18 protein-coding genes and 1 pseudogene are annotated in these 20,747 nt (G+C 39.1%); 3 read left to right on the plus strand and 16 right to left on the minus strand.

The window, feature by feature from the left end; genetic code table 11:
- Positions 1-141 precede the first annotated feature (141 nt).
- The 14 genes and pseudogenes from WYK_RS20000 to WYK_RS20060 form a co-directional block, all read right to left on the minus strand.
- A complete protein-coding gene (locus tag WYK_RS20000) occupies positions 142-1,125 on the minus strand; it encodes a hypothetical protein (protein WP_040376218.1) in 984 nt (327 codons plus the stop codon).
- A 99-nt stretch (positions 1,126-1,224) separates the two neighbouring features.
- Complete coding sequence (locus WYK_RS20005) at positions 1,225-1,692, minus strand: type II secretion system protein (RefSeq protein ID WP_040376219.1); 468 nt, start codon at positions 1,690-1,692, stop codon at positions 1,225-1,227.
- Entirely contained in the window at positions 1,682-2,518 is an 837-nt protein-coding gene (locus WYK_RS20010) for a GspMb/PilO family protein (protein ID WP_040376220.1), read from the minus strand. The genes WYK_RS20005 and WYK_RS20010 overlap by 11 nt, the downstream gene beginning before the upstream one ends.
- Entirely contained in the window at positions 2,515-3,189 is a 675-nt protein-coding gene (locus WYK_RS20015) for a PilN domain-containing protein (protein ID WP_051387765.1), read from the minus strand. Before WYK_RS20015 ends, WYK_RS20010 begins: the two co-directional genes overlap by 4 nt.
- Positions 3,189-3,455 (minus strand): type IV pilus biogenesis protein PilM, encoded by a 267-nt coding sequence (locus WYK_RS23510; protein ID WP_051387767.1) that lies wholly within the window; start codon positions 3,453-3,455, stop codon positions 3,189-3,191. Before WYK_RS23510 ends, WYK_RS20015 begins: the two co-directional genes overlap by 1 nt.
- Complete coding sequence (gene pilM / locus WYK_RS20020) at positions 3,452-4,186, minus strand: type IV pilus biogenesis protein PilM (protein WP_051387770.1); 735 nt, start codon at positions 4,184-4,186, stop codon at positions 3,452-3,454. Before pilM ends, WYK_RS23510 begins: the two co-directional genes overlap by 4 nt.
- 25 nt (positions 4,187-4,211) lie before the next feature.
- Positions 4,212-4,970, minus strand: coding sequence for a prepilin peptidase (locus WYK_RS20025; RefSeq protein ID WP_040376221.1), 759 nt, complete (start codon positions 4,968-4,970; stop codon positions 4,212-4,214).
- 41 nt (positions 4,971-5,011) lie between these two features.
- Complete coding sequence (locus WYK_RS20030) at positions 5,012-5,488, minus strand: prepilin-type N-terminal cleavage/methylation domain-containing protein (RefSeq protein WP_040376222.1); 477 nt, start codon at positions 5,486-5,488, stop codon at positions 5,012-5,014.
- Positions 5,489-5,603: 115 nt separating this feature from the next.
- Positions 5,604-6,814, minus strand: a pseudogene (locus WYK_RS20035) (type II secretion system F family protein).
- Positions 6,815-7,855 (minus strand): type IV pilus twitching motility protein PilT, encoded by a 1,041-nt coding sequence (locus WYK_RS20040; RefSeq protein WP_040376223.1) that lies wholly within the window; start codon positions 7,853-7,855, stop codon positions 6,815-6,817.
- Positions 7,856-7,867: 12 nt separating this feature from the next.
- On the minus strand, positions 7,868-9,532 hold the full coding sequence (locus WYK_RS20045) for a GspE/PulE family protein (protein WP_040376224.1): 1,665 nt from the start codon (positions 9,530-9,532) through the stop codon (positions 7,868-7,870).
- An 18-nt stretch (positions 9,533-9,550) separates the two neighbouring features.
- Positions 9,551-10,966, minus strand: a complete 1,416-nt coding sequence (locus WYK_RS20050; protein WP_040376225.1) for a VanW family protein — start codon at positions 10,964-10,966, stop codon at positions 9,551-9,553.
- A 24-nt stretch (positions 10,967-10,990) separates the two neighbouring features.
- A complete protein-coding gene (locus WYK_RS20055) occupies positions 10,991-11,713 on the minus strand; it encodes a PRC-barrel domain-containing protein (protein WP_040376226.1) in 723 nt (240 codons plus the stop codon).
- 70 nt (positions 11,714-11,783) lie between these two features.
- Positions 11,784-13,352, minus strand: coding sequence for a hypothetical protein (locus WYK_RS20060; protein WP_040376227.1), 1,569 nt, complete (start codon positions 13,350-13,352; stop codon positions 11,784-11,786).
- Positions 13,353-13,472: 120 nt separating this feature from the next.
- Here WYK_RS20060 and WYK_RS23515 point away from each other — a divergent pair, with 120 nt between their 5' ends.
- The 3 genes from WYK_RS23515 to WYK_RS20075 are packed head-to-tail and all read left to right on the plus strand — an operon-like array spanning position 13,473 to position 16,199.
- Complete coding sequence (locus WYK_RS23515; protein ID WP_051387772.1) at positions 13,473-13,970, plus strand: type II secretion system protein; 498 nt, start codon at positions 13,473-13,475, stop codon at positions 13,968-13,970.
- The gene (locus WYK_RS23520) at positions 13,967-14,566 is read left to right on the plus strand and encodes a prepilin-type N-terminal cleavage/methylation domain-containing protein (protein WP_051387774.1); all 600 of its coding nucleotides are present in this window, start codon (positions 13,967-13,969) and stop codon (positions 14,564-14,566) included. Before WYK_RS23515 ends, WYK_RS23520 begins: the two co-directional genes overlap by 4 nt.
- Before the next feature lie 10 nt (positions 14,567-14,576).
- Positions 14,577-16,199: a hypothetical protein gene (locus tag WYK_RS20075; RefSeq protein ID WP_040376228.1), complete on the plus strand. Its 1,623-nt coding sequence runs from the start codon at positions 14,577-14,579 to the stop codon at positions 16,197-16,199.
- Between the two features lie 19 nt (positions 16,200-16,218).
- Here the strand turns inward: WYK_RS20075 and WYK_RS23525 are convergent, their stop codons facing one another.
- On the minus strand, positions 16,219-17,145 hold the full coding sequence (locus tag WYK_RS23525; protein ID WP_051387776.1) for an ankyrin repeat domain-containing protein: 927 nt from the start codon (positions 17,143-17,145) through the stop codon (positions 16,219-16,221).
- Positions 17,146-17,219: 74 nt separating this feature from the next.
- A complete protein-coding gene (locus WYK_RS20085; RefSeq protein ID WP_051387778.1) occupies positions 17,220-20,693 on the minus strand; it encodes a DUF5057 domain-containing protein in 3,474 nt (1,157 codons plus the stop codon).
- Positions 20,694-20,747 lie beyond the last annotated feature (54 nt).

Here is a 20,747-nt window from a genome sequence, read left to right on the forward strand (position 1 = left end):
TGATAAAGTAACAATCTTTGTCATCGATAATGTCGAAAACTATCTATAAAACTATTTGAAAGACAAAAAACCTCACACCGTGAGGAGGATTTGCCATTATTCGAGGTTATTCTTTGTATTTCCCGGAAAATAAAAAACTGATTATTTTTGATAGTTTTGTAAAAACATCAGCAATTTATCTTGTGTTTGGAGCAACTGCGTCTTTTCTTGTGAGCTTTGGTATTGCCGATGCAATTCAGCAGCTGCTGTCAGCTGGTTATACGCATCTGATAAGCTGGCTGAAGAGGCGTTCTTAACCTCTGTTTTAAGGGATGCTAGCTGTTTATCGATTTTCTCTTGATTAAGCTTAGAGTCGGATCCTAGGAGTTGTGCAGAAGAGTCCTGTGTTAATTGTTGATAAACAGGCACCATATCGCCAAGAATTTTTTGTTCCTTCTCGTTGGCACCAGATTTAATGTTCACTTCTTTCCAAAAAACATCTACCCCAAAGGTTTTTAAAAATACAGCCAGCTTTTTGCTCTCTTCTAATGTATTTGAAGCACCCAGGTACAACACAAACTGATCGTCTTGCTTAAAAATCTCCGCAGGTACATTCTTTTCAGCCACTTGCTGCTGAATCTCAGCCGCCGCTTCTTTCGTTGTAAAGATTCCGCCTTGAACAAGATACGTTTTAATTTCAGTTACCGCTGCCGCTGCTTTCTTTTCCTTACCTGTATCTGCCATTTTACCTGACTTTTCAGTTGGAACAGTTTCCCTTTCGTACGGCTGTGTACCACTGGTAGTGGCCGTCCCTGCAATCGTCTTTAAGACGATAAACCCTAAGCTTGTCCCAATAATCACCGCACAAATAATCGGGATTAAATACGTTTGTAAAAAAACAATCGGTTTCTTTTTGTTCGGAGTGATCCAACCGTTTCCGAAAGAAAAAAATCCAGGTTTTGGTTTTTTTATTTCCGGAACCTTTCGCTCGGACTCCTCGTCCTCTTCAGGCAGAATCCAGTCGAAGCTTTCTTCAGGTTCAGCCGCCGCTGCTGGTTTCGAATCAACAAGCGTTCCATCTTTAAACGTTTTGACCTGTCCATTTATCTTTATCGTAATTTTTTTAGGATTATTCAGGTTGTCCATCTCACAACCTCCTCATCACGGTCATTTTGTCCATCCTATCATAGAGACAAAAAAAATAACAAGACTTTTGTCGTCTTGTTATCAATAGCTTTCGTCAATTTATTTAGGCGTGACCAGTTCGACATTTAATTCAGAGATGGGCGCAGGTCCGTCTATTAACTGCTTGTTCTCCATGCGCGAACACAGCTTGCGCTTTTCACCATATAAACAGATGCTCGTCACTTTTTCTTTCTCAACCTTTACAAAGGATTCGTTAGCCGAGGCATCCCAGAGCTTTCCTGTATCAGGGTCTTTGATTTCATCCAAAAATCCCTCTTCAACAAGTAATTCATAAGTGATTTGATTACCTACATCATGGTCATTTGCCACTTGGTCTTTTAAATAATAGGTTGCCGCATCCTTGACCGCATACGAATTAGAGACAAATGACTGAGTCCTAGCTTTCTCGATAAGCCCGCCGACAGCCGGCACTGCAATCGCCGCAATGATTCCGAGAATCACGATTACGGTCAATAGTTCTATCAACGTTAAGCCCTGTTCAGATAATGTCAGTCGTTTAGCTCTCATCGTCGCCGCTCTCCGCTTTCTCTTTCACAACCGGCGAATTATTAAATGGATCCCGCTTATTACTCGGCTTCGGTGCTTCAATGGTCGGCATTTGATCTTGCAGATCACTTAGGTTTGGTGCATAAAAGACAGAGATCGTCAGCTGGTACTCTAATTTATCACTGCTTTGTTCGATGGAATGAATCTCTTCAGAACCGTTGAACGTTAAATTATCAACCTTAAGAATCCGTTTCATCGAATGCAAAGATTCTAGAAAAGCTTCCATTTCAAAAAAAGCAGGAGATTGCACAGTCATGGCAACAGATACTTTTTTGACACCTTGAGGGAGAAGATCTACAACCTCCGCTGAAGGGTCCCCTTCTTCATTAGCAGGCTCCTCTTCTGTTGTTGCTGCTTGTTCATTCGTTCCTCCTGCTGTTGCATCGCTAGCTTCCGCAGCCTTTGCATTCGCAGCTGCTAAAGCGGCGGCACTTTCTTCTTCACTTAAGGTGACCTCACCATCAACAAAAGCCATCGTTGTAATGGCACTGCCCGAGATCACTTCGGCTTTTTCTAAATTCAGCACCAATTGATCGACAGCTTCTTTAACCGGCAGCTGCTTCTGCAGTTCCACTGTAGTAGCAAAGCTTGTACTTCCAGTTGATGAAAGTTCCGCATTCAATGCTTCCATCTGTTTTTCCTGATTGGATAACTCCGTTTCCTTCGTAGTTATCTGTGTATTCAGCGGACTGATTTGCCAAAAGTAGAGACCCGTAAACAAAAGCGAAACAATCAATACGATGGCGATGAATATTAGGAACTGCTTCTTTTCGATTGCACCTTTCATTTAGGGTTCTCTCCTTCTGCTTCATCTTTTGTGTCCGATTCCTTGTCACTCTCTTTAGCTTCCGTATCATCCTTAACCGTTTGTCTGTTTAGGGAAAGTGTATAGAGGGCGAGATAACGCGGCATAAACGGATCATTGATTAACTTCGATTTATTTTCTACGTTATCTTCTTGATCATTCAAATCAATTATTTCGGCTGACGTCGTAATCCCAGTTAATTTAGCTTCATTAATCCATTCCGACTCAGTCAGCTTCGTTAAATAAAAAGCAGCTTCACGTGACGAATCAAATTGAATCGATAAATTAATACTGCCATCATCATTATAAGCAAAGTTCTTAAAGAATCCTCTCTCTGGCAAAAAGGAGATTAAATGTTGTAATACCGGTACTGTCTCAATCGGATAATCACGGGCCCACTCAACAATCTTTTCAAGTTCAGCCGCAGAATTAGAGCTTTCAAATGTAGCAATCTTTTGACTTTGTACAGCAATCGTTTCTTCCATTCGCAGTGTTTGTGATTGAAGCGAAGCGAGACTTTCTTGTTTCGCTGCATATTGCCAGTAAAATAAACTGATTCCTATCGCTGCTAGGACGAGAAAAAAGATAATAAAGACAGGCAGTCCTGCTTTACGCGGTGCTTTTTTCGGTAATAAATTAATATCGACTAGCATCACTTCACCCCTTTCAGAGCGAGTCCGCAAGACAACAGATAACGATTTGGCAGGATTTCTCCTTTAGATGGTGTTAGCAATTCCGTATCAATAAAATCGATTGGCGGTTCAAAGCGGCGGCCGATTTCTTCTGAAATTTCATCTAAAAATGGATGATCTCCGGTAAGCAAAATTTTTGTCACATCCACTGCTCCGCGATTTAAGGAATATTTATAGAAATCAATCACACGTTCAATTTCTGTATAGGTATCTTCAAGCATTGTCATATAATCTTTTTTCTCATTTTTTTCAGTACTAACTCATACTGTTCAGTTATAGTTGAGAATTCTTTTTCCCACTCACCCGCTTCATCTGAGATAGAAATCTGTCTCATAAACACCGGCTTATCATCGAAAAAGATACTTGCATTCACCGTTTCAAGGTCAACTTGCAGCAGCATGAGATGATCTTCCGCACCTGCCTGACCACTTAAATCGTACAGACGGTATAAAGACAGCGGTGAAATATCAGCGGCAATCGTCTTTAATTTACTTTCTTCTAGCAGATCACTATATTCGGAGACAACACTTTCTGGAGCAGCAAATAGCAGTAGTTCTTTTTTATCGTTGGTTTCATCAAGGACAACTGCATCAAAAACAGGATCTTCGAAGGGAAGATGGATCGTGACCCCAAGTTCCAGATAGAGGTAACCCTCAATTTCATCATCTTTTACCTCTTTGGGAATCATGATTTTCCGAATAATGATAAACGGATCAGGCACTAAAAAACGAACCTGTTTTTTTGTCAATTTCCATTCATCGATGACTTCATCGAGAATATTTTGCAGTGTCTCATGATCAAGAATCTTTCCGTCGCGAATCACACCAGCAGGCAAATAATGTTCACCATATGATTGAATCACCGGTGGATTAATGGATTTAAGTTCCGTATGCCGGATGACATGATCTTTAAATACGAGATTGACGATTTTTTTATTCCCGGTAAATGAGAGAGCCATAGAGAGTACCCCTTATCTTAAAAAGTCATGGTGCAGAGAGAAAGTGAAAATACCAGTTTAGTAGTTGTTCACCGTAAAAGTAGGCAGTCAATGTTCCAAACACAATAAATGGACCAAAAGGAATGGGATTTTTGCGTTTAAGCAGACCAAGCATCATGCCAGCAATACCAATCACAGCCCCATACAAAGTGGCAAAGAAAAATGAAAGCAAGACCAGCTTCGTACCGACAATAAAGCCCAAGAGACCAAACAATTTAATATCGCCGCCGCCCATGCCGCCTTTGCTAATCACAGCAATAAACAACAACAGTCCAAAGCCAATTACAGCCCCGAGCAAGGAATCCCACCATGGATCAAGCGGGAGAAAGAACCGTATAAACAAAAAAACAACTGTAAAAAACAGAAGTATTTTATCTGGTATCAACATATATGTAACATCGGACACAAATATAATCATACAAAGCGAAATCAATGACCAAGCAACAAATAACTCGCTTGTCCAGCCAAGCAATAATGGCGCAGCTGCAAACAACAGCCCTGTCAACAATTCAACAATTGGATAAAGCGGAGAAATCCGCGACTTACAGCCGCGGCACTTTCCGCCTAAACCTATATAAGAAAGAACTGGAACTAATTCAAAAGCCGAAAGCTCTTTATCGCAAGTCGGACAAGCCGAGCGCCGCGTTGTGAAAGACTGCTTCACCGGGACGCTGAGACCGACTACGTTATAGAAAGAGCCTAGGGAAAGGCCGAGTAAGAGTACTAGAATATAGGTTAGTAGCATAGAGTCAAATCCTTAGTTTAAATATTAATTTCAAAATTTATTTATTCAGTTGCAGGAGTAGTAGGAATTGCATCTTTAACATTCGATCTTTTTACTGCTTTCTCTGTAGCATAGATACCTCTTTCACTACCAACTTCTTTTACTGTATAAGTATAACTTTTTTTATTTGCTTGTCTTACGATTAGTACAGATGATTTTGCAGCGTCAATTACTTCACTCTTATTATCAGGATCTTCAATTTCATCCATTTGTCCATCATCAATCATATTCTGTAAGGTAAGAGTTTTCCCAGCACCTATAAGATCCGCGTCATCCGTATTCGCTGCAACCCAAATCTTCGCAGAGCTAATCATCTGTTTCGCATTACTTACATGTGCATCTTTCTTCGTATTATCAATTAATCCGCCGATACTTGGGATAGCAATGGCTGCAATGATTCCGATAATAACGACTACGGCTAACAGTTCGATAAGTGTCATGCCTCGTTCGTTTTTGAGTGCTTTTTTGACAAAATTCATGTTTATTCCTCCTAATGGTATATGTAGGGCTTTTTACCCTATTTTTCTTTCTTAATACATATAATACTATATTTTCCTTGAAGAGTATATACATAGTATGTCATTTTTTTACATGCTACATTTTGTCTACTTGGTTAAATATATCGAACATTGGGACCATAATAGCTATTACAATTACCCCAACAATACCTGCTAAAAATACGATCATTAATGGTTCAATAAGGGACTTTAGCTGGTCCGTGCTATTATCTACTTCCTGATCATAAAAGTCGGCAACTTTAGAGAGCATGGCATCGAGTGCACCGGTTTGTTCACCAATGCTGATCATTTGCGTAATCAGCGGCGGAAAAGCCCAGTGCCCCTTCATCGGTTCCGTAATTGATTGGCCGCGTTCTAATGCATCGCGGGCGTCGCGGACGACTCGGGCAATGACTTCATTTTCCACAACTTCCTCCACAATTGACATTGCTTGAAGAATCGGGACTGAACTTGCGAATAGGGAGCTGAGCGTACGCGTTAATTTTGCTAATGCTGCCTTTTGTACCATGGGTCCGAATAACGGAATTCGCATAATCGTATAATCATAGTAATATTTCGTTTTTTATTTTTTTGGACATAGGTAATTCCTACTGTAAGTAAAATAATGATTAGAACAATAAAATACCAAGCTTTTTGCATAAAAGCACTTGAACCTAATACAAATTGGGTAACTGCGGGGAGCTCTCCACCAAAATCAGAGTACATATCCGCAAATGTCGGCACGACGCTTGTAAGCAAAAAAATCACAACAACGATGGCCATGATTCCTACAACCATCGGGTACGCCATTGCTGATTTAATTTTTGAGCGGGTCACATTTTGCTTTTCAAAAAAATCGGCCAGCCTTTCTAGCGTTTCATCCAAGTTACCGCCTGCTTCACCGGCTTTAATCATATTAATATACATCGGTGAAAAGATTTTTTTATGTTTGGCGGTCGCCATAGACATGGGATTTCCTTCACGCAAGTCTTGTTCTACCTCTATGAGCGCTTTTTTAAGATACTTACTTTCCGTCTGCTCGGCCAATATCCTTGTCGAATCAACCACCGACACCCCCGCTCTAAGCAGAGTGGAGAATTGTCGGATGTAAATGACGAAATGCTTTAGTTTTACAGGATTACCAATGGTAATATCCTTAGTCAGCATCGTTTCTGGCACCATGGTCATCTCAATTACGCGGATTCCGCTGCTTCGGAGTTTTTTTACGGCATCACTTTTGGTAGGAGCGGTTACGCTGCCAGACTTTTTACCGTTTTTGTCTCGGCCGGTATAGTTGAACTTAGCCATTTACTCCACCCTACCCTGTAAAAACGTGTACGCGTTTTCCTTCGAGATAATCCCTGCATCAAGTAATTCTTTAATGCTGCTCTCGAGCGTATGCATTCCTTGAGCACGAGATGTTTGCATCACATTCACAATTTGATGAATTTTTTCATTACGGATTAGATTAGATACAGCTGCATTATTAATCAAAATTTCAGTGGCTGCTTTTCGTCCTTTTTTATCAATGGTTGGGAATAACCGTTGAGATACAATCGCCACTAGCACAGAAGCAAGTTGAATCCTTACCTGTGCTTGCTGTCCTGGTTCAAAAACATCGATAATCCGGTCTATGGTTGTCGGAGCACTAGATGTATGGAGCGTAGCAAAAACCAAATGTCCAGTTTCAGCAGCGGTAATGGCTGTTTGAATCGTTTCTAAGTCACGCATCTCACCAAGAAGAATGACATCAGGATCCTGACGAAGGGCTGAACGTAAGCCATTGGCGAAATTATTCGTATCAAAGCCGACTTCACGCTGATCAATAATACAATTATGGTGCTTATGCAAATACTCAATTGGATCTTCAAGCGTGATGATATGTTTACGCATCGTATAGTTCATATATTGAATCATCGCAGCCAGTGTGGTAGATTTCCCGCTTCCGGTTGGTCCAGTGACTAGAACGAGTCCTTGAGGCTTGGCTGCAATTTGCTTTAATGACTGAGGCAAGTCCAAATCTTCAAGCGTCGGAATTTTCGTTGGCACAATTCGGATTGCCATAGCTACACATGAACGCTGAAAATAAGCATTGATTCGAAATCTCGACACACCAGGAATTCCGTAGGAAAAATCAAGTTCTCCTTTTTCCTTAAATTCATCCCACATATTATCTGGGATGATTCCACGCGCCATTCCCTCTGTTTCTTCCGGTGTGAGAAGCTCTTTTCCGTATTTCTTTAATTCTCCATTTAACCGCATAACAGGCGGCACACCTACGGTTACATGGATATCTGACGCCTTTAATTCATGGCCTGCACGCAGAAGTTGATCAATTTTCGTTTTCATACCGCTACCCCTTTACTCTAATACTGCTACACGCAATACTTCTTCCGTTGTGGTTAGACCCTGTTTTACCTTTAACAAGCCATCATCCATTAAGAATACAGTTTTAGCCTTAATGGCCATTTCGCGAAGCTTCGAGAAGGATTCACCGTTCATAATGACCCTTCTCATATCATCTGTCAGTACGAGTATCTCATGAAGAGCAATCCGGCCTTTATAACCGGTCATATTGCAGGAAGCACAGCCTCTCCCCTTAGTTACGTGATCAACTTTGAATCCCCGCTTTGCAAAAATCTCAATTTCTCGTTTGGACGGCTCCTGTTTTTGCCCACAATCTCGGCAAACCCGGCGGACAAGTCGTTGTGCAACAACCCCGCTCAATGAAGAGGCAACTAGAAACGGTTCAACCCCCATATCTACAAGCCTTGTGATCGTACCGAGCGAGTCATTTGTATGAATCGTACTTAAGACCAAATGACCCGTGAGCGAAGCTCTGATGGATACTTCAGCTGTTTCCCTGTCCCGGATTTCTCCAACCATAATAATATTTGGATCTTGACGAAGAATGGAACGAAGTCCTGCCGCAAAGGTCATCCCAACATTGGCATTCACTTGGATTTGATTAATTCCTTCCAATTGATATTCAACTGGATCTTCAATCGTAATGATATTCACTTCTTCGCTGTTCAAGAGATTCAGCGCAGCATACAATGTGGATGATTTTCCTGAACCTGTTGGACCGGTTATCAGGACAATCCCATTGGGCTGATCGAGCATCGTACGAAAACGCTGCAGATTTAAGTTATTGAAGCCCAGCTTATTTAAATCATTCAACGAACTGCCAAGATCGAGAATCCGGAGAACGATTTTTTCACCAAACACTGTTGGAAGACTCGATACCCGTAAATCAATCGGCGAGAATTCTAAATTGACTTTAATCCGGCCATCCTGGGGAACCCGGTGTTCGGTTATATCTAATTTAGCCATGATTTTAATTCGAGCGGTCAGAACATTTTGCATCGATTTTGGCAATACTTTTTCGGTACGCAACACTCCATCGATCCGATAGCGGACAACGATCTTAGTTTCTTGGGGATCGATATGAACATCACTCGCCTTTTGTGTGACCGCATTGGAGAGAATTTGGTTCACCAAGCGAATCACCGGAGAGTCTTGATCCCCTCTTTGCTCTTCTTGAACAGCATTTTTTGAACTGGAGAGGTCATCTAATAGCTCGACTAGCCCTTCATCCATGTCGTAATACTTAGAAATCGTCCGCAGGATATCATCCTTTGTCGCAATGGCCGTTTCAATTTGAAAACCTGTCGCCAAACGTAAATCGTCAATTGCTATAAAGTCCATGGGATCGGCCATCGCAATATAGAGCCGTTCTCCGTCTTTTTTCAAGGGAATAAGCAAATTTCGTTTAGCCGTTTCCTTCGATAGCAGCGCGAATAATTTTGGATCAAATGGATAATTAAATAAACTGACATGCGGAATTCCAAGCTGAAATTCTAGAACTTCGATCAGCTGCTGCTCTGTAATAAATCCTTTACGAAGCAAGACGTCTCCGAGACGCTGACTTTTCGTTTTTTCCTCTAATGCAGCATGAAGCTGATCTTCATTAATAAGACCAGCTTCTACTAATAAATCACCTAAACGTTTTCGGGTTTGTGACATAGTTAAACCCCGCTTTTCTTATTTTTCCGGTGCATCTGGATCTTCCCAGATATTATCATCGGAATCCTCTGTTCGTTCAGAATCAACTTCCTTGTTCGGTGTGGGCGAATCTGAGTCCGTAGAGTCACCAGTTTCCCCCTGATTGTCACTCTCATCTGTTTCTTCCGTACGACCATCCTCACTATCGGAACCCGACTCATCTTCCACACCATCACTGTCTTCATCAATCACATCATCAGCAGGATCATCTGATTCTTCATCCTTACTATCAACTACTGGAACAGATAATGGATGAATTTCTATTCGATGAATGGGCGCATAAAAATCTTCTGAAATCTCTTCAGTTTCAATTAAATCCCCTTTTTCATCAGAAATTTCCCGTGTGATTTTAATTGAAATTCCTTCTTTACCTGGTTCAGTTACGGTCATCTGTCCGCTGGTAAGCTGTGAGTCAAACTGAATGATTGTTTTTGGTTGATACCGTTTTTCGGCATTTTTCTTTACGTTGTAGTGATTCAAAAATGATTTCCCTTTGAGGACCACATTTAGGTTTTTACCACTTTGCGTAAACTCAAGAAAATACGAATCTTCATTTATGTTAGAAAAAACCAAATCAGTATTCTTTTTCGCATTAACCTTCGCTTCCATACCCAGATTCGCATAGCTTGGAAGCTTTGTATTTACGCTTCGTTCGATAATCGCAAAATTCGTTGGAAGAATAGTTTCATAGATGCCTGTCGCAATCCGGCTCAAAGCACCCGTACTATAGGTTTTATCTTCTTGCAGGTCCTTCAGTTTGTTCAACAGCGAAAATTGTGTTCTTCCCTGAATCTCTACTGGCTGTATCAAGCTGATAATCTCTTTTATTTCATTACTATATTTTCCTGTTTTAATGACTGCTTTTGCGATTACTTCATCCTCAGCAGTCACTCCATCCAAATAATTTTCTAAATGGAATCGATAAGAACCAGCGGTAAGCATGGTCGCGCTAGCACTGATATCATTTGCCAGCTGCTCCGTATTGACCGCTTCCGAAGATAGTGAAATGGAAGTATCGTATACTGCTTCCACCAAAGTATCCTGATCAATAACCACTGTTACTAGATTTTTTTGACCAGATTTCACATTTGCCAGCGTTTCTTCCACTTGAAACTGTATATCGACATCTTTAGCTGGATTTTCAATTTCTTTATACGTAAGATTAATGGCCGTTCCTTGCTTCCAAGCTACAATCTCTTCCTCTAGTAAATTCTTAATCTCTGGTTTCGTCTTGCCTGAAATATTCAGGCTGCCAAGTGTCGTTCCTGGTTCCATAATATCTTGGTCATTGACCAATTTATTAAACGCTGATGCCCCAAAATGTGAAAAACTGAGGATATAACCTGTTGATAGGATAAGAGCAAGAAATAATTTCAGCGTTTGCTGGTTCCTCACATTCAGTTCTCTCCTTTTAGACGATTACGCTTCCACATTCATGGACAAACCAACCAGTACACCCGGTCCCACTTCTTGTGCATGCCTAATGTCTTCCTCTGATAAAACAGAGCCTTCAGTGAAAAGTATGTTCCCTGATGGATCTTCGACATTACGAATTAATTTCTTTCCTTTTAACAACTCAATTTGCTTATTTTTGATTTCCATACCCTCGTCAAAAAACATTCCCTCTTCCCCATCATCACTGTTAAGTAATTGGTTCGGGTTATCGAGGAAGTAACTCGGCGCATCTTCAGTGACGATTAAAATATCTTTTCCAAATGTTAGAACGGTTTCAGAAGGAAGAATCACTTCTTTATCCTTAATTTTAATCAGCATACCTATCACATGACCGTTTTCTTCATCTGTAAAAAATTCCAAAACCGATCCTAGAAGCTCACCTTTACGAGTCATTACTCTTGCATCTGTTATTTTAATTTTTTTATTGACGAGCTGGTTCGCAATTGGAATTTCATTCAAATCAATAACCGCGCCCTCACTATCTACTGTCAGTGCATACTCTCCAATTCCAATTACTTTTTTAAATGGAATGGCTTTTACACTTACCTGCCAGTCTTCATGCTCTATTGTTAGAAAATCGACCGATCCTTTTTCAGGATTGATCACCAATGATTTAACTGTACCAATTTCCAGTCCCTCTGAAATACTTATAATGGGAAGTCCTAGCATTTGTGCGCTTGTTCTCATTTCTTCACCCTACCTAGTCTTTGAATTTAGATTATTGTATGCTGCTTATCTAGTTGTTTAAAATGATAATCTAGTATGATCCCTTGCAGAAACGGTTTTTCAGATAATTAATTTCTGCCAGCACAACCGGGTATGCCTGAAATTTGTCCTCTAAACGTTCTAAAAGCTGTGACAGTTTTTCTTGATTCTTCGTCTGAACGTACTGCTGAATTAAAATGTTGGCAAATATATAATAATCCTGATGCGGCAGACTATCGTCTAAATAACTGCTGACCAGCAGTTCATAATCATGATCACTCTTCTGTTTTTTAGCAAGTTTTAATTCCTCAATCAATGTCTGGAACAACTCTTGTTGGAGCTTGGTTTTATGAACAGGCATTTCAGATTGAGCATCTTCCTTTACCGCTTCTTGTTGTTCAGTACTAGTATCTATATCGGTCATAACTGGTGCTTCTAAAGCACGTTCTGCTATAACTTCTACGTCCTGCTCCATGATTTCTAAATGTTCATCAATTTCCTCAGGACCTTCTGCTGCTTCTGGTTCCTCTATGAACTTAAGGATTTCTTCTGAATCAATTTCTTCCACTACATTCTGTCCAACCCACTCAGGTTGTTCTTCTAAACTAGCAGCGGCTTCACTGTCAGTAAACATTTCAACATAGACATTCTCTTCAAGTGGATCTATTTCTTCAATAAGATTTTCACTTTCAAGAAGCTCAGCCAGCGAAATGACTTCCTCAGATTCCTTACCTGCATCACTAATCAGATTTTCATCTTTGTTTACAGGTAATTCTTCCTCAGCAACCAACTCTTCCTTGATTGTCTCCGGCTCCAACACTTCTAAAAATAGATCTTCATCCCACTCATCCACAACTTCTGCTTCTGTTTCATCAGGCTCTACAACCTCTAAAAATAGGTCCTCATCCCACTCTTCTACTTCTTCCGGCAAAAGAGAAACGGTAGGATTAGTCAGTACACTTCCTTCTTCACTAAGAACTTCTTTGTCATCCAAAGGCTCCATTACTTCTAAAAATAAGTCCTCGTCCCACTCTTCTACTAGCTCCGACTCAGAAGCGGCCGGCTTGTCCTCATATTCTACATTTGAATTTTCCAAGTCCTTTTGGTTTTGGAAAAAGTCAAACTCTTCGGAAGTTAAAACTGGGGCTGGCTCAGATTGAGCTTCAGGAGCATTCTTAATTTCTTTTTCTAAAATAATGTGTTCTAAATCTGGTTCACTATCAAAATCAACTATTTCTTCTTCTGATTCATGAAGAAGCTGTTCGAAATCTTGATCTCCTTGTTCACTATAATTGCTCGCCTGTTCAGTTCCTTTGTCATTTACTGTCGATTCGGCAGCGTAATTGTATGAATAGTCCTCTTTACCTTGTTCCTTTCCTATCAAAGTAAATAGCTCGGTTTTCTTCTCAAATAGATAGGTAAATATAACGAGAAGAAGCAATGATAGCAGGGCACCTAACCAAGGATTGTAGGTAAAATTAGCTATTAATCCCGCCATAGCGGCAATCATAGCTGCCCCCATAAGAATTACTTTTCCCTTAAAATCGATACCAATCGGGAGAAAATAAAAAATTGGAATTAGAAAAACCAGAGAAATACACGCAAAAATAATCGTTTCCAATTTATTGCCCCTTCTCTAAACTTGTATTTTTTTCGTATAAAAGAATTTATAACCATAATTACAAAAATCGCCTATAATTATTGTATAATAAATACAGTTATATTGAAAGAAGGGAAAGCCATGAAAAAAATGATTTTTTTCAATACCCAAAAAGGATTTACCTTAATAGAAGTCCTTTTATCAGTCTCGCTACTGGGTATTATTTCCGTTTCTGTCCTATCATTCTTCAATCAATCCTATGATTATACAAAAAACAACCAAAGTAAAACGGTAGGAATAAACGTTGCTAGAAACGTTGTTAATTATATTGAACAGCTGGATTTTGATAAAACGATGACCTTTCTCACTAAGACCACAACAACCCCATTAGTCATAAATAAAAATAATTGTTCCGACCTCAGCAGTGATTCTACCTGCCAAAGAATCTTTGAGTCTGTCATTAATAACGTTCGATATGAAGCCATTGTTACGTTGAATAAGTATGAAAAAGATCCTACTGAGAAAATTGATGCAGAAGTCGAGACGCCCCTTCAATTAGAAAAAAATCTGATTCCGATTTCTGTTAACGTTACGTGGAATGAACAGGAAACAACGGTGAAAGGGATTATAAAAAAATGAAACAGATACTTTCATCAAATCGTGGATTCACGCTTATTGAAGTATTACTTACTGTAATTATTGGAACAATTGTCTCTTCCATGATTTATTTATTATTTACGACTGGACTCAACCTCTATCAAAAAATTCAAATCGAAGGACAGCTTCGAGATGAAGCCGATTATATAGCGACGATGATTTTAAATGAAATGTACAGCAATTCTCCTGAAAGTATCGAAACGACGGTAGATGGAATTAAACTTAATCGAGCGGGGACGAAAAAAGTTGATAGCTATCTTATCGAGGATACGGATGAAGATAAAGCGGAAATAGACATTTATTTTAAAAATGGTCAATTTACGATTAATACAAACAAAGACAGTGGATCCGAGACGACTGTTTTAGATATTCCCAGTGCCACCTTACTTGAAGAGTTAGACGGCAAGAAAACAGCGATTTCACTTGCACCGTCTTCTGCCTGTACGAATAAGGGTACCCAAAGAGAATGTACACATGGCACACTCAATGTAACGATGGTTATCGAAAATAATCCTCGCATACAAGGCTCACTGATTAAAACAGAACCGCTCGTTCTCGAGAGCAGCTTCGGATTTTAAGGAGGATCATATGTTAAAAAGTCAAAAAGGCTCCACACTTATAGCCGTCATGCTGGTCTTTCTCGTTTTGACAACCCTGCTTCTAGTCCTTCTAGCTGCAAATATTGGCGGTGCTAAGCGTACCGAAATGAGAGAAACTGATATTACCGAAAATCTGGATGCGCTCGCTGCCATAAAAGAAGGGGTCGCTGTGACACAAGCATTCATCACCAATAACAGCCCGACTCTGCTTACCTCAAACACTACCTATGATTCTAAACTTAAACTATTTATGGATGAAGAAAACGCTAAAAACAGCGGTTACAAACTTAAGGATGTAACTATCGACCACACTACTCTGACAGATGGTTTTACGAGAGTATTAAACGTAACTAGTCCACCATACAGTCAGTTAGTGTATGTAACAGCCACACCAAGTTTTCTAAAATATGCACTTGGATCGCGTTCGAATCTAACCATGAATGGTTCGCCCTCCATTCAAGGAGATATTTATTCGCGATTTTCCTTAAATATTAGTAATGAAGCATTATATTTGAATAACAGCGTGCTTCAATCAAAATCAACGTATCTCCCAGTTAGCAAACATTCACCCGAAGTAACTTCAGAACTTTTTATTGAAGAAGGGGATCTTCAGCTTTGTACGAGTGGAAACTGTTATAGTAAAACCGCCAATGCTTTTGAAAAAACAGCCGCCTGGAGAACCCTATCCCGCGAGAAGTTACCAATAGATATCCATACAGCTTTTAGTGACAAATATGCCCCACGATACGCACAACTGGATGCACCCTTTGCCGATATCGATATCCCTGGTACTTTTCTAGAAAAAGTAAGAGATGTCGGGATCATGCTAAAAGATTTTCCTACTGCGTTTTACGATACAGAGGAAAAAAGAAATGCAGCTAAAGTCGCTCATATTCGCGATGAATTAGCAAAAGAAGCTCCAACCTATACAGATTCAAAAAAATTAGAAAATCCTCCAGCATCTCCATATATTTTGTATCGCGGCGATCCAAATATTAATGTATCATCCTTAACAGTACCTGAGGGTAAATGGCTGATTATTGATGGTGACGCGAATTTTGAAGATAACGGTCAAAAAGCACTCGATATAAAAGGAAATATTTTAATAACGGGGAATTTAAAGCTGACAGGGAATTTGAGTTTTGATTCTGTTATCTATGTATTAGGCCAAACCACCATAAAAAATGCTGATATTCATTGTTATCAAAATTCCTGCACAACCGAAACAATTGATGAAGATATTTGGAAAAATCCTGCCTTTATTTTAATGACTCAAGGCAATTTAGATATTAACTTAGTTAATAAGTTTAACGAAAGTACATCTGGAATTAATGGATATCTGTATACCGCTTCAGTCGCAGATGTCTATGGAGTAGGGTCGTTACTTAATGTGACAGGCGGCCTCTTTTCAAAAGATAACTTAACGATTAATAGTTTTAGAGGGAATGCTGCAGATGGCACCCCTGAACTGAAGTTCACCGAAAAAGCTGATATCGAATTTTCAAGATTTAAAATCGTTAACAATAAACGACTATTCTTTGAACAAGAAGACGCATTACCAAAAGTCAAACAGCTTTCCGCCGTTCCAGATCGTCTTGAAAAAGATAACTAACAAAAAAACTCCGCTGAGATTAGTCAGCGGAGTTTTTTAATGTATCCATCACGTCTTTATGCTTCCATTCTTTTGCGTAACCATAAGCAGTTAATCCTTCATGACTTTTTAACGCTGCGTTTGCGCCAGCTTTGAGTAACAAATTAACTACCTCAACGTTGCCAAACTCACTAGCATACATGAGCGCTGTTTTGTTATTTTTATCTTTCGTATCTACGGCTATGTTGTGTGGAAGCAACAGACTGACGATATCACTTCGACCATTAAGCACAGCACTGATTAAAAGAGTATTTCCGCTTTTGTCTATGGTGTTAACCTGCTTCTTATCCGCCTTTATCAGCTGTTCACATACCTTCGTCTTCCCTGACTGCACAGCGTAAGCGAGCGCTGTTTCACCAGCCTTATTGGTTACAGCTGGAGATATTCCTTCTCCCAGCAAGAGCTTCACTACTTCATCATTCCCTTTTAATGAGGCATAATGAAGGGCCGTATTCCCCTCGTTATCAACAAGATTCACTTGATCCTTATCCTGTTTAATGGCTGTCTTAAACAACTTAACAACCTCTTTTTGCATGTCAGGATTACCTTCAAGCTGAATACTATCATTTAATGAAAGTGACAGCTGAACAAACAGCGGCATTGCTGATTGTTCACTGATTTTCGCGTTCTTTTCCATTAGTTCATTTGCGATAGCATACTCCTGATAAGCAATCGCATATTCAAGCGGTCGTCTACCATCCTCTGTTTCTGCTTTTAGTAGTTTCGAGTTATCATCTAAAGAATCCAACACCTGTTTTTGATTTCCAGAAGTAATGTTCTCAATAAATGCATGAAGCTCTTCAGGATCCACCTTAGCAGTTGCTGATGTATACGCATAGAAACCAGAACCGGCTGCCACGATTATAATCAAGATTATTACTAGATATTTCTTCAAAGGAGTTTTCATTTTACACCCTTTCTATGATGTATGTAGCGAAAAATAAAAAGAAAAGAGGGCATGGAGACTGCAGCCCTCTTGTTTTAATACTTATCATCATCACTGTTACTACCGCCTGATTCACTAACTTTGACAATCCCCTCAGCAGTAAATGTTTTTCCTTCTTCATCAGTGACTGTAACTTTAATTTTGGATTGACCCTCACGCTGCCCTGTTACATAACCAGTACTTTCATCAAGCTTTACAGAGTAATCAGTATCAAGTTGTTCATATTTAATACTTTTAATAATATTTGTTGCATCTCCTGGATGTTTCATAAAGTTAATTTTCTGAGTCTCACCTTTAGCAAGGTTGATCGTAGGTATTGAAATGGATGTCATTGGTTGTCCAACTTTTACTTTTACGGTTGTTGTAACCTTTCCATCAAGCGATGTTACTTCAAGTGTAGTTTCACCTGTAGCATTGCCTTGAATTATCCCTTTTTTATTGTCTAATACCGAGGCAATAGTCGGGCTGAGAGAAGTCCACACCACGTCCTTATATGTAGCATTACTAGGTTCAACCGTAACCGTAAATTTATCGAAAATCTCTGATTTGTCGATTTTCACCTCATTTGGTGTCACTATGATATTTGTGACGGGAACATTTTTCACAGTAATAGTAGCTGTTTTTTCAGTCCTGACTCCTTCTGAATTTAGTCCCGCGACAAATAGTTTAATTGTACCTTCTTTTAAACCTTTAATAGTGAAGTCATCTTTATTAATAGAAGCAGTTTTCTTATTATCCGGCTCATCAGCAAGCCAAACTTCTAAACTAGATTTACCATCTTCAGGTTTTATTGCTGTAATCGGCAAGGGTAGTGTCTGCCCAATTTCTATGTCCATATCTTTTACAGTGAATTCTTCAACTGGAATCCGCACGGTAACCGTTGTACTAGCTTCTTTTACATTCCCAAAGTTATCAGTCACTTTTACTTTAACCGTGGTCTGACCTTCCTTAATTACCTTAGCGACCCCCGTGGAAGGATTAATCGTTAGATTTTTCCCGCCACTTTCTTCACTCCAGACAATCTCCTTAATTCCGGAATTTTCAGGAAGCATTTTTAAATCAATGCTGAAATTCTTTTCAGAACCTTTGCTTAAAACATAGCTTTCAGGGAGTTTAATTCCGGCTAAAGCCACGTCAGCAAAGAAATTAATAGAATTAAAAGCTGGTTTTTCTTTTTTCTCGGTTAGATCTGTATAACTTAAGAATGAATCGGTAAGAGCATATTGACCTTTCTTAATTGGTGTTACTTGAACAGTAAAAGTCATTGGCTCTGCAATAAATTTATCGCCTGACTTTTTATATGTGATATTTGATAAAGTCTTTTCTAATTGAATCCCGGTTTGTTCATTCCCAGTTTGTATTCCATCTGAGCTGACTTTCAAATTGGCAGGGAATGTTTCTATTAGCTTCAAATTTGGAACATTCACTATATTAGTCTTAATTGCCGACGCGGCAGTCCCAGTAATATCCTTAGGAGTAACTGTATAGGTGATCATAATCGGTTCACCCGTTTTCACAGGGTTAGATACTGAAACAGACCGATTTACTTCTAAGCTTGCTGTTATCTTTTGAATGGTAACATTAACCACCTTTTCACTCACTGCGCCAGAAGCATCCGTAGCTTGAATCTTTATAATGGCCCTGCCGCCATTTGGCATTTCATGTCTCAATGATTCATTTATGGTCGATCCATTAGTGACATCATTATTGGACAAGACTAATTTGTCATTTATAAACACCTTAGTAGACACTTTCTTATCTTTCATATCATAATCCTGTAGTGTATATGATAATTCGATATTTTGATTTGTTGGAATGATTTGATTCTCTGAAGGTGTATGCACAGTAATTTCCGGTGCATGATTCGAACCTAGAAATGCTCGATACATTGTATTGACGAATAATCGTTGTTCTTCATCAGGAAACCCAGTACTTGTATGCCCAGTTCCTGAATAAGTAATGTTCCCCTTAGAATACGTATAATAATGATTCCAACTGTCATTCGCATCCCGGCTATCTTCATCAATGTTATACCATGAAATGATATCCGGATCTTCTAAATCCAGCGTAAAATACTGATTATGCGTTTTTGCAATTGTGATATTTGTTTTTTCCCTACCTTGACCATCTTTATCAATTGGAAAAGGATATGATGTAATTAGCCCTTTATTCATTATCTTTGTATTAGTTGCTGGATTTGGCGCAGCATAACCTAGATTCGTCATTGGATCATTTTGTCCAGTTGCCTGTCGAAAATTTTTAACCCAGTTGTTGGTTCCTGTATTGTTTTCTATAAAGATTGTATCATGTGTGAACATGACACTTTGTTTAGAGTTAATATAGGCATTAACAGAATCCGCTGCTGTTTGGTTAATAGCGGCTGTTTGATTATACGAATCTGCAAAACCAAAGATCACCATATCGTATTTACCATTAATCGTTTGATGAACAGACGAGTTAAATGTTGCCATATTGACTACATCTATTTCAATATTGTATTCCCCTGTTCTTTTTAGATAGGACTGCTTCATATTTGATTCCGTCTTTAATGAACTCGCATTTGAACTATTCGTCACTTGAAGAACTTTTACATCTACTGACTTTCCCTTAAAGTTGACCATGCCTTTTTCATAACTTTTTAGGTTGTTAGCACTATCAACTAGTTCAAGTTTCCAGTATCGAACCCCAGAATAGCCCTTCGGCAATTGATAGGATAAGTTTGTTGAAGAAGAAGTTATCTCTTCCTCGACCATTATTTCATCTGTGGTATATTTATCGTCAAAATTAGAATCAATATACAGCTTGGCTTTTAAGCTTCTAGAATTGACATCAGCAGGAACGGCTACATTCATAGTAAAATCCAGCGTCTGTCCTGGCTCATATTGCTTAGTGGTACTTGGTTCTTGGCTCAAGGTGTAGCTAGGAACTTGCTGATAGGCACCGGTCTTAATAAATTGATTAAAACCATTATCATCATATTTATAATTTATAAAAGGGTAATACCAAAAAGTTTCCACAGACGAGCTAACTATAAACACATTTTTAAAGTTACTATTTACATATTTCCCAAAATTAGACTTCATTTTATTTCCTGTATTTATACTGTCTTTATGTATAATAACCGGCTGACCTTTATTAATAAAATCATTAATAATTTCATTTGCTTTTAAGTTCGTAATATCATTCATTACGTTACTAGTATTATGCTCTTTTTTGACTACTCCTGTACTTGTATAGCTCCCGTCCATAATAGCTATGACATCATACTTTCCATCTAATTCCTCACGTAATGCGACAAATTTCTTCATCGTCATCGTTGTCTTTGTATATTGATAATTTCCTTTGCTTAGATAATTATCTATTTGGCTGTTACCACTGGCCACTATCTCAAGCACCCGTAATTTTGAACCTGATTGAATAGCTGCTTCGGCATTATTTGGCATTGGTGTGAAAATCGAAAAAATCAGCAATAATGACAAAAAGATTGTAATTAGTCTCTTCATGTCCATACACATCGCTCTCTTATAATCTATTATTATTCCTTACTTTTATTATATAACGCA

Source organism: Peribacillus psychrosaccharolyticus ATCC 23296 (assembly GCF_000305495.1).
GTDB classification, from domain to species: Bacteria; Bacillota; Bacilli; order Bacillales; family DSM-1321; genus Peribacillus; species Peribacillus psychrosaccharolyticus.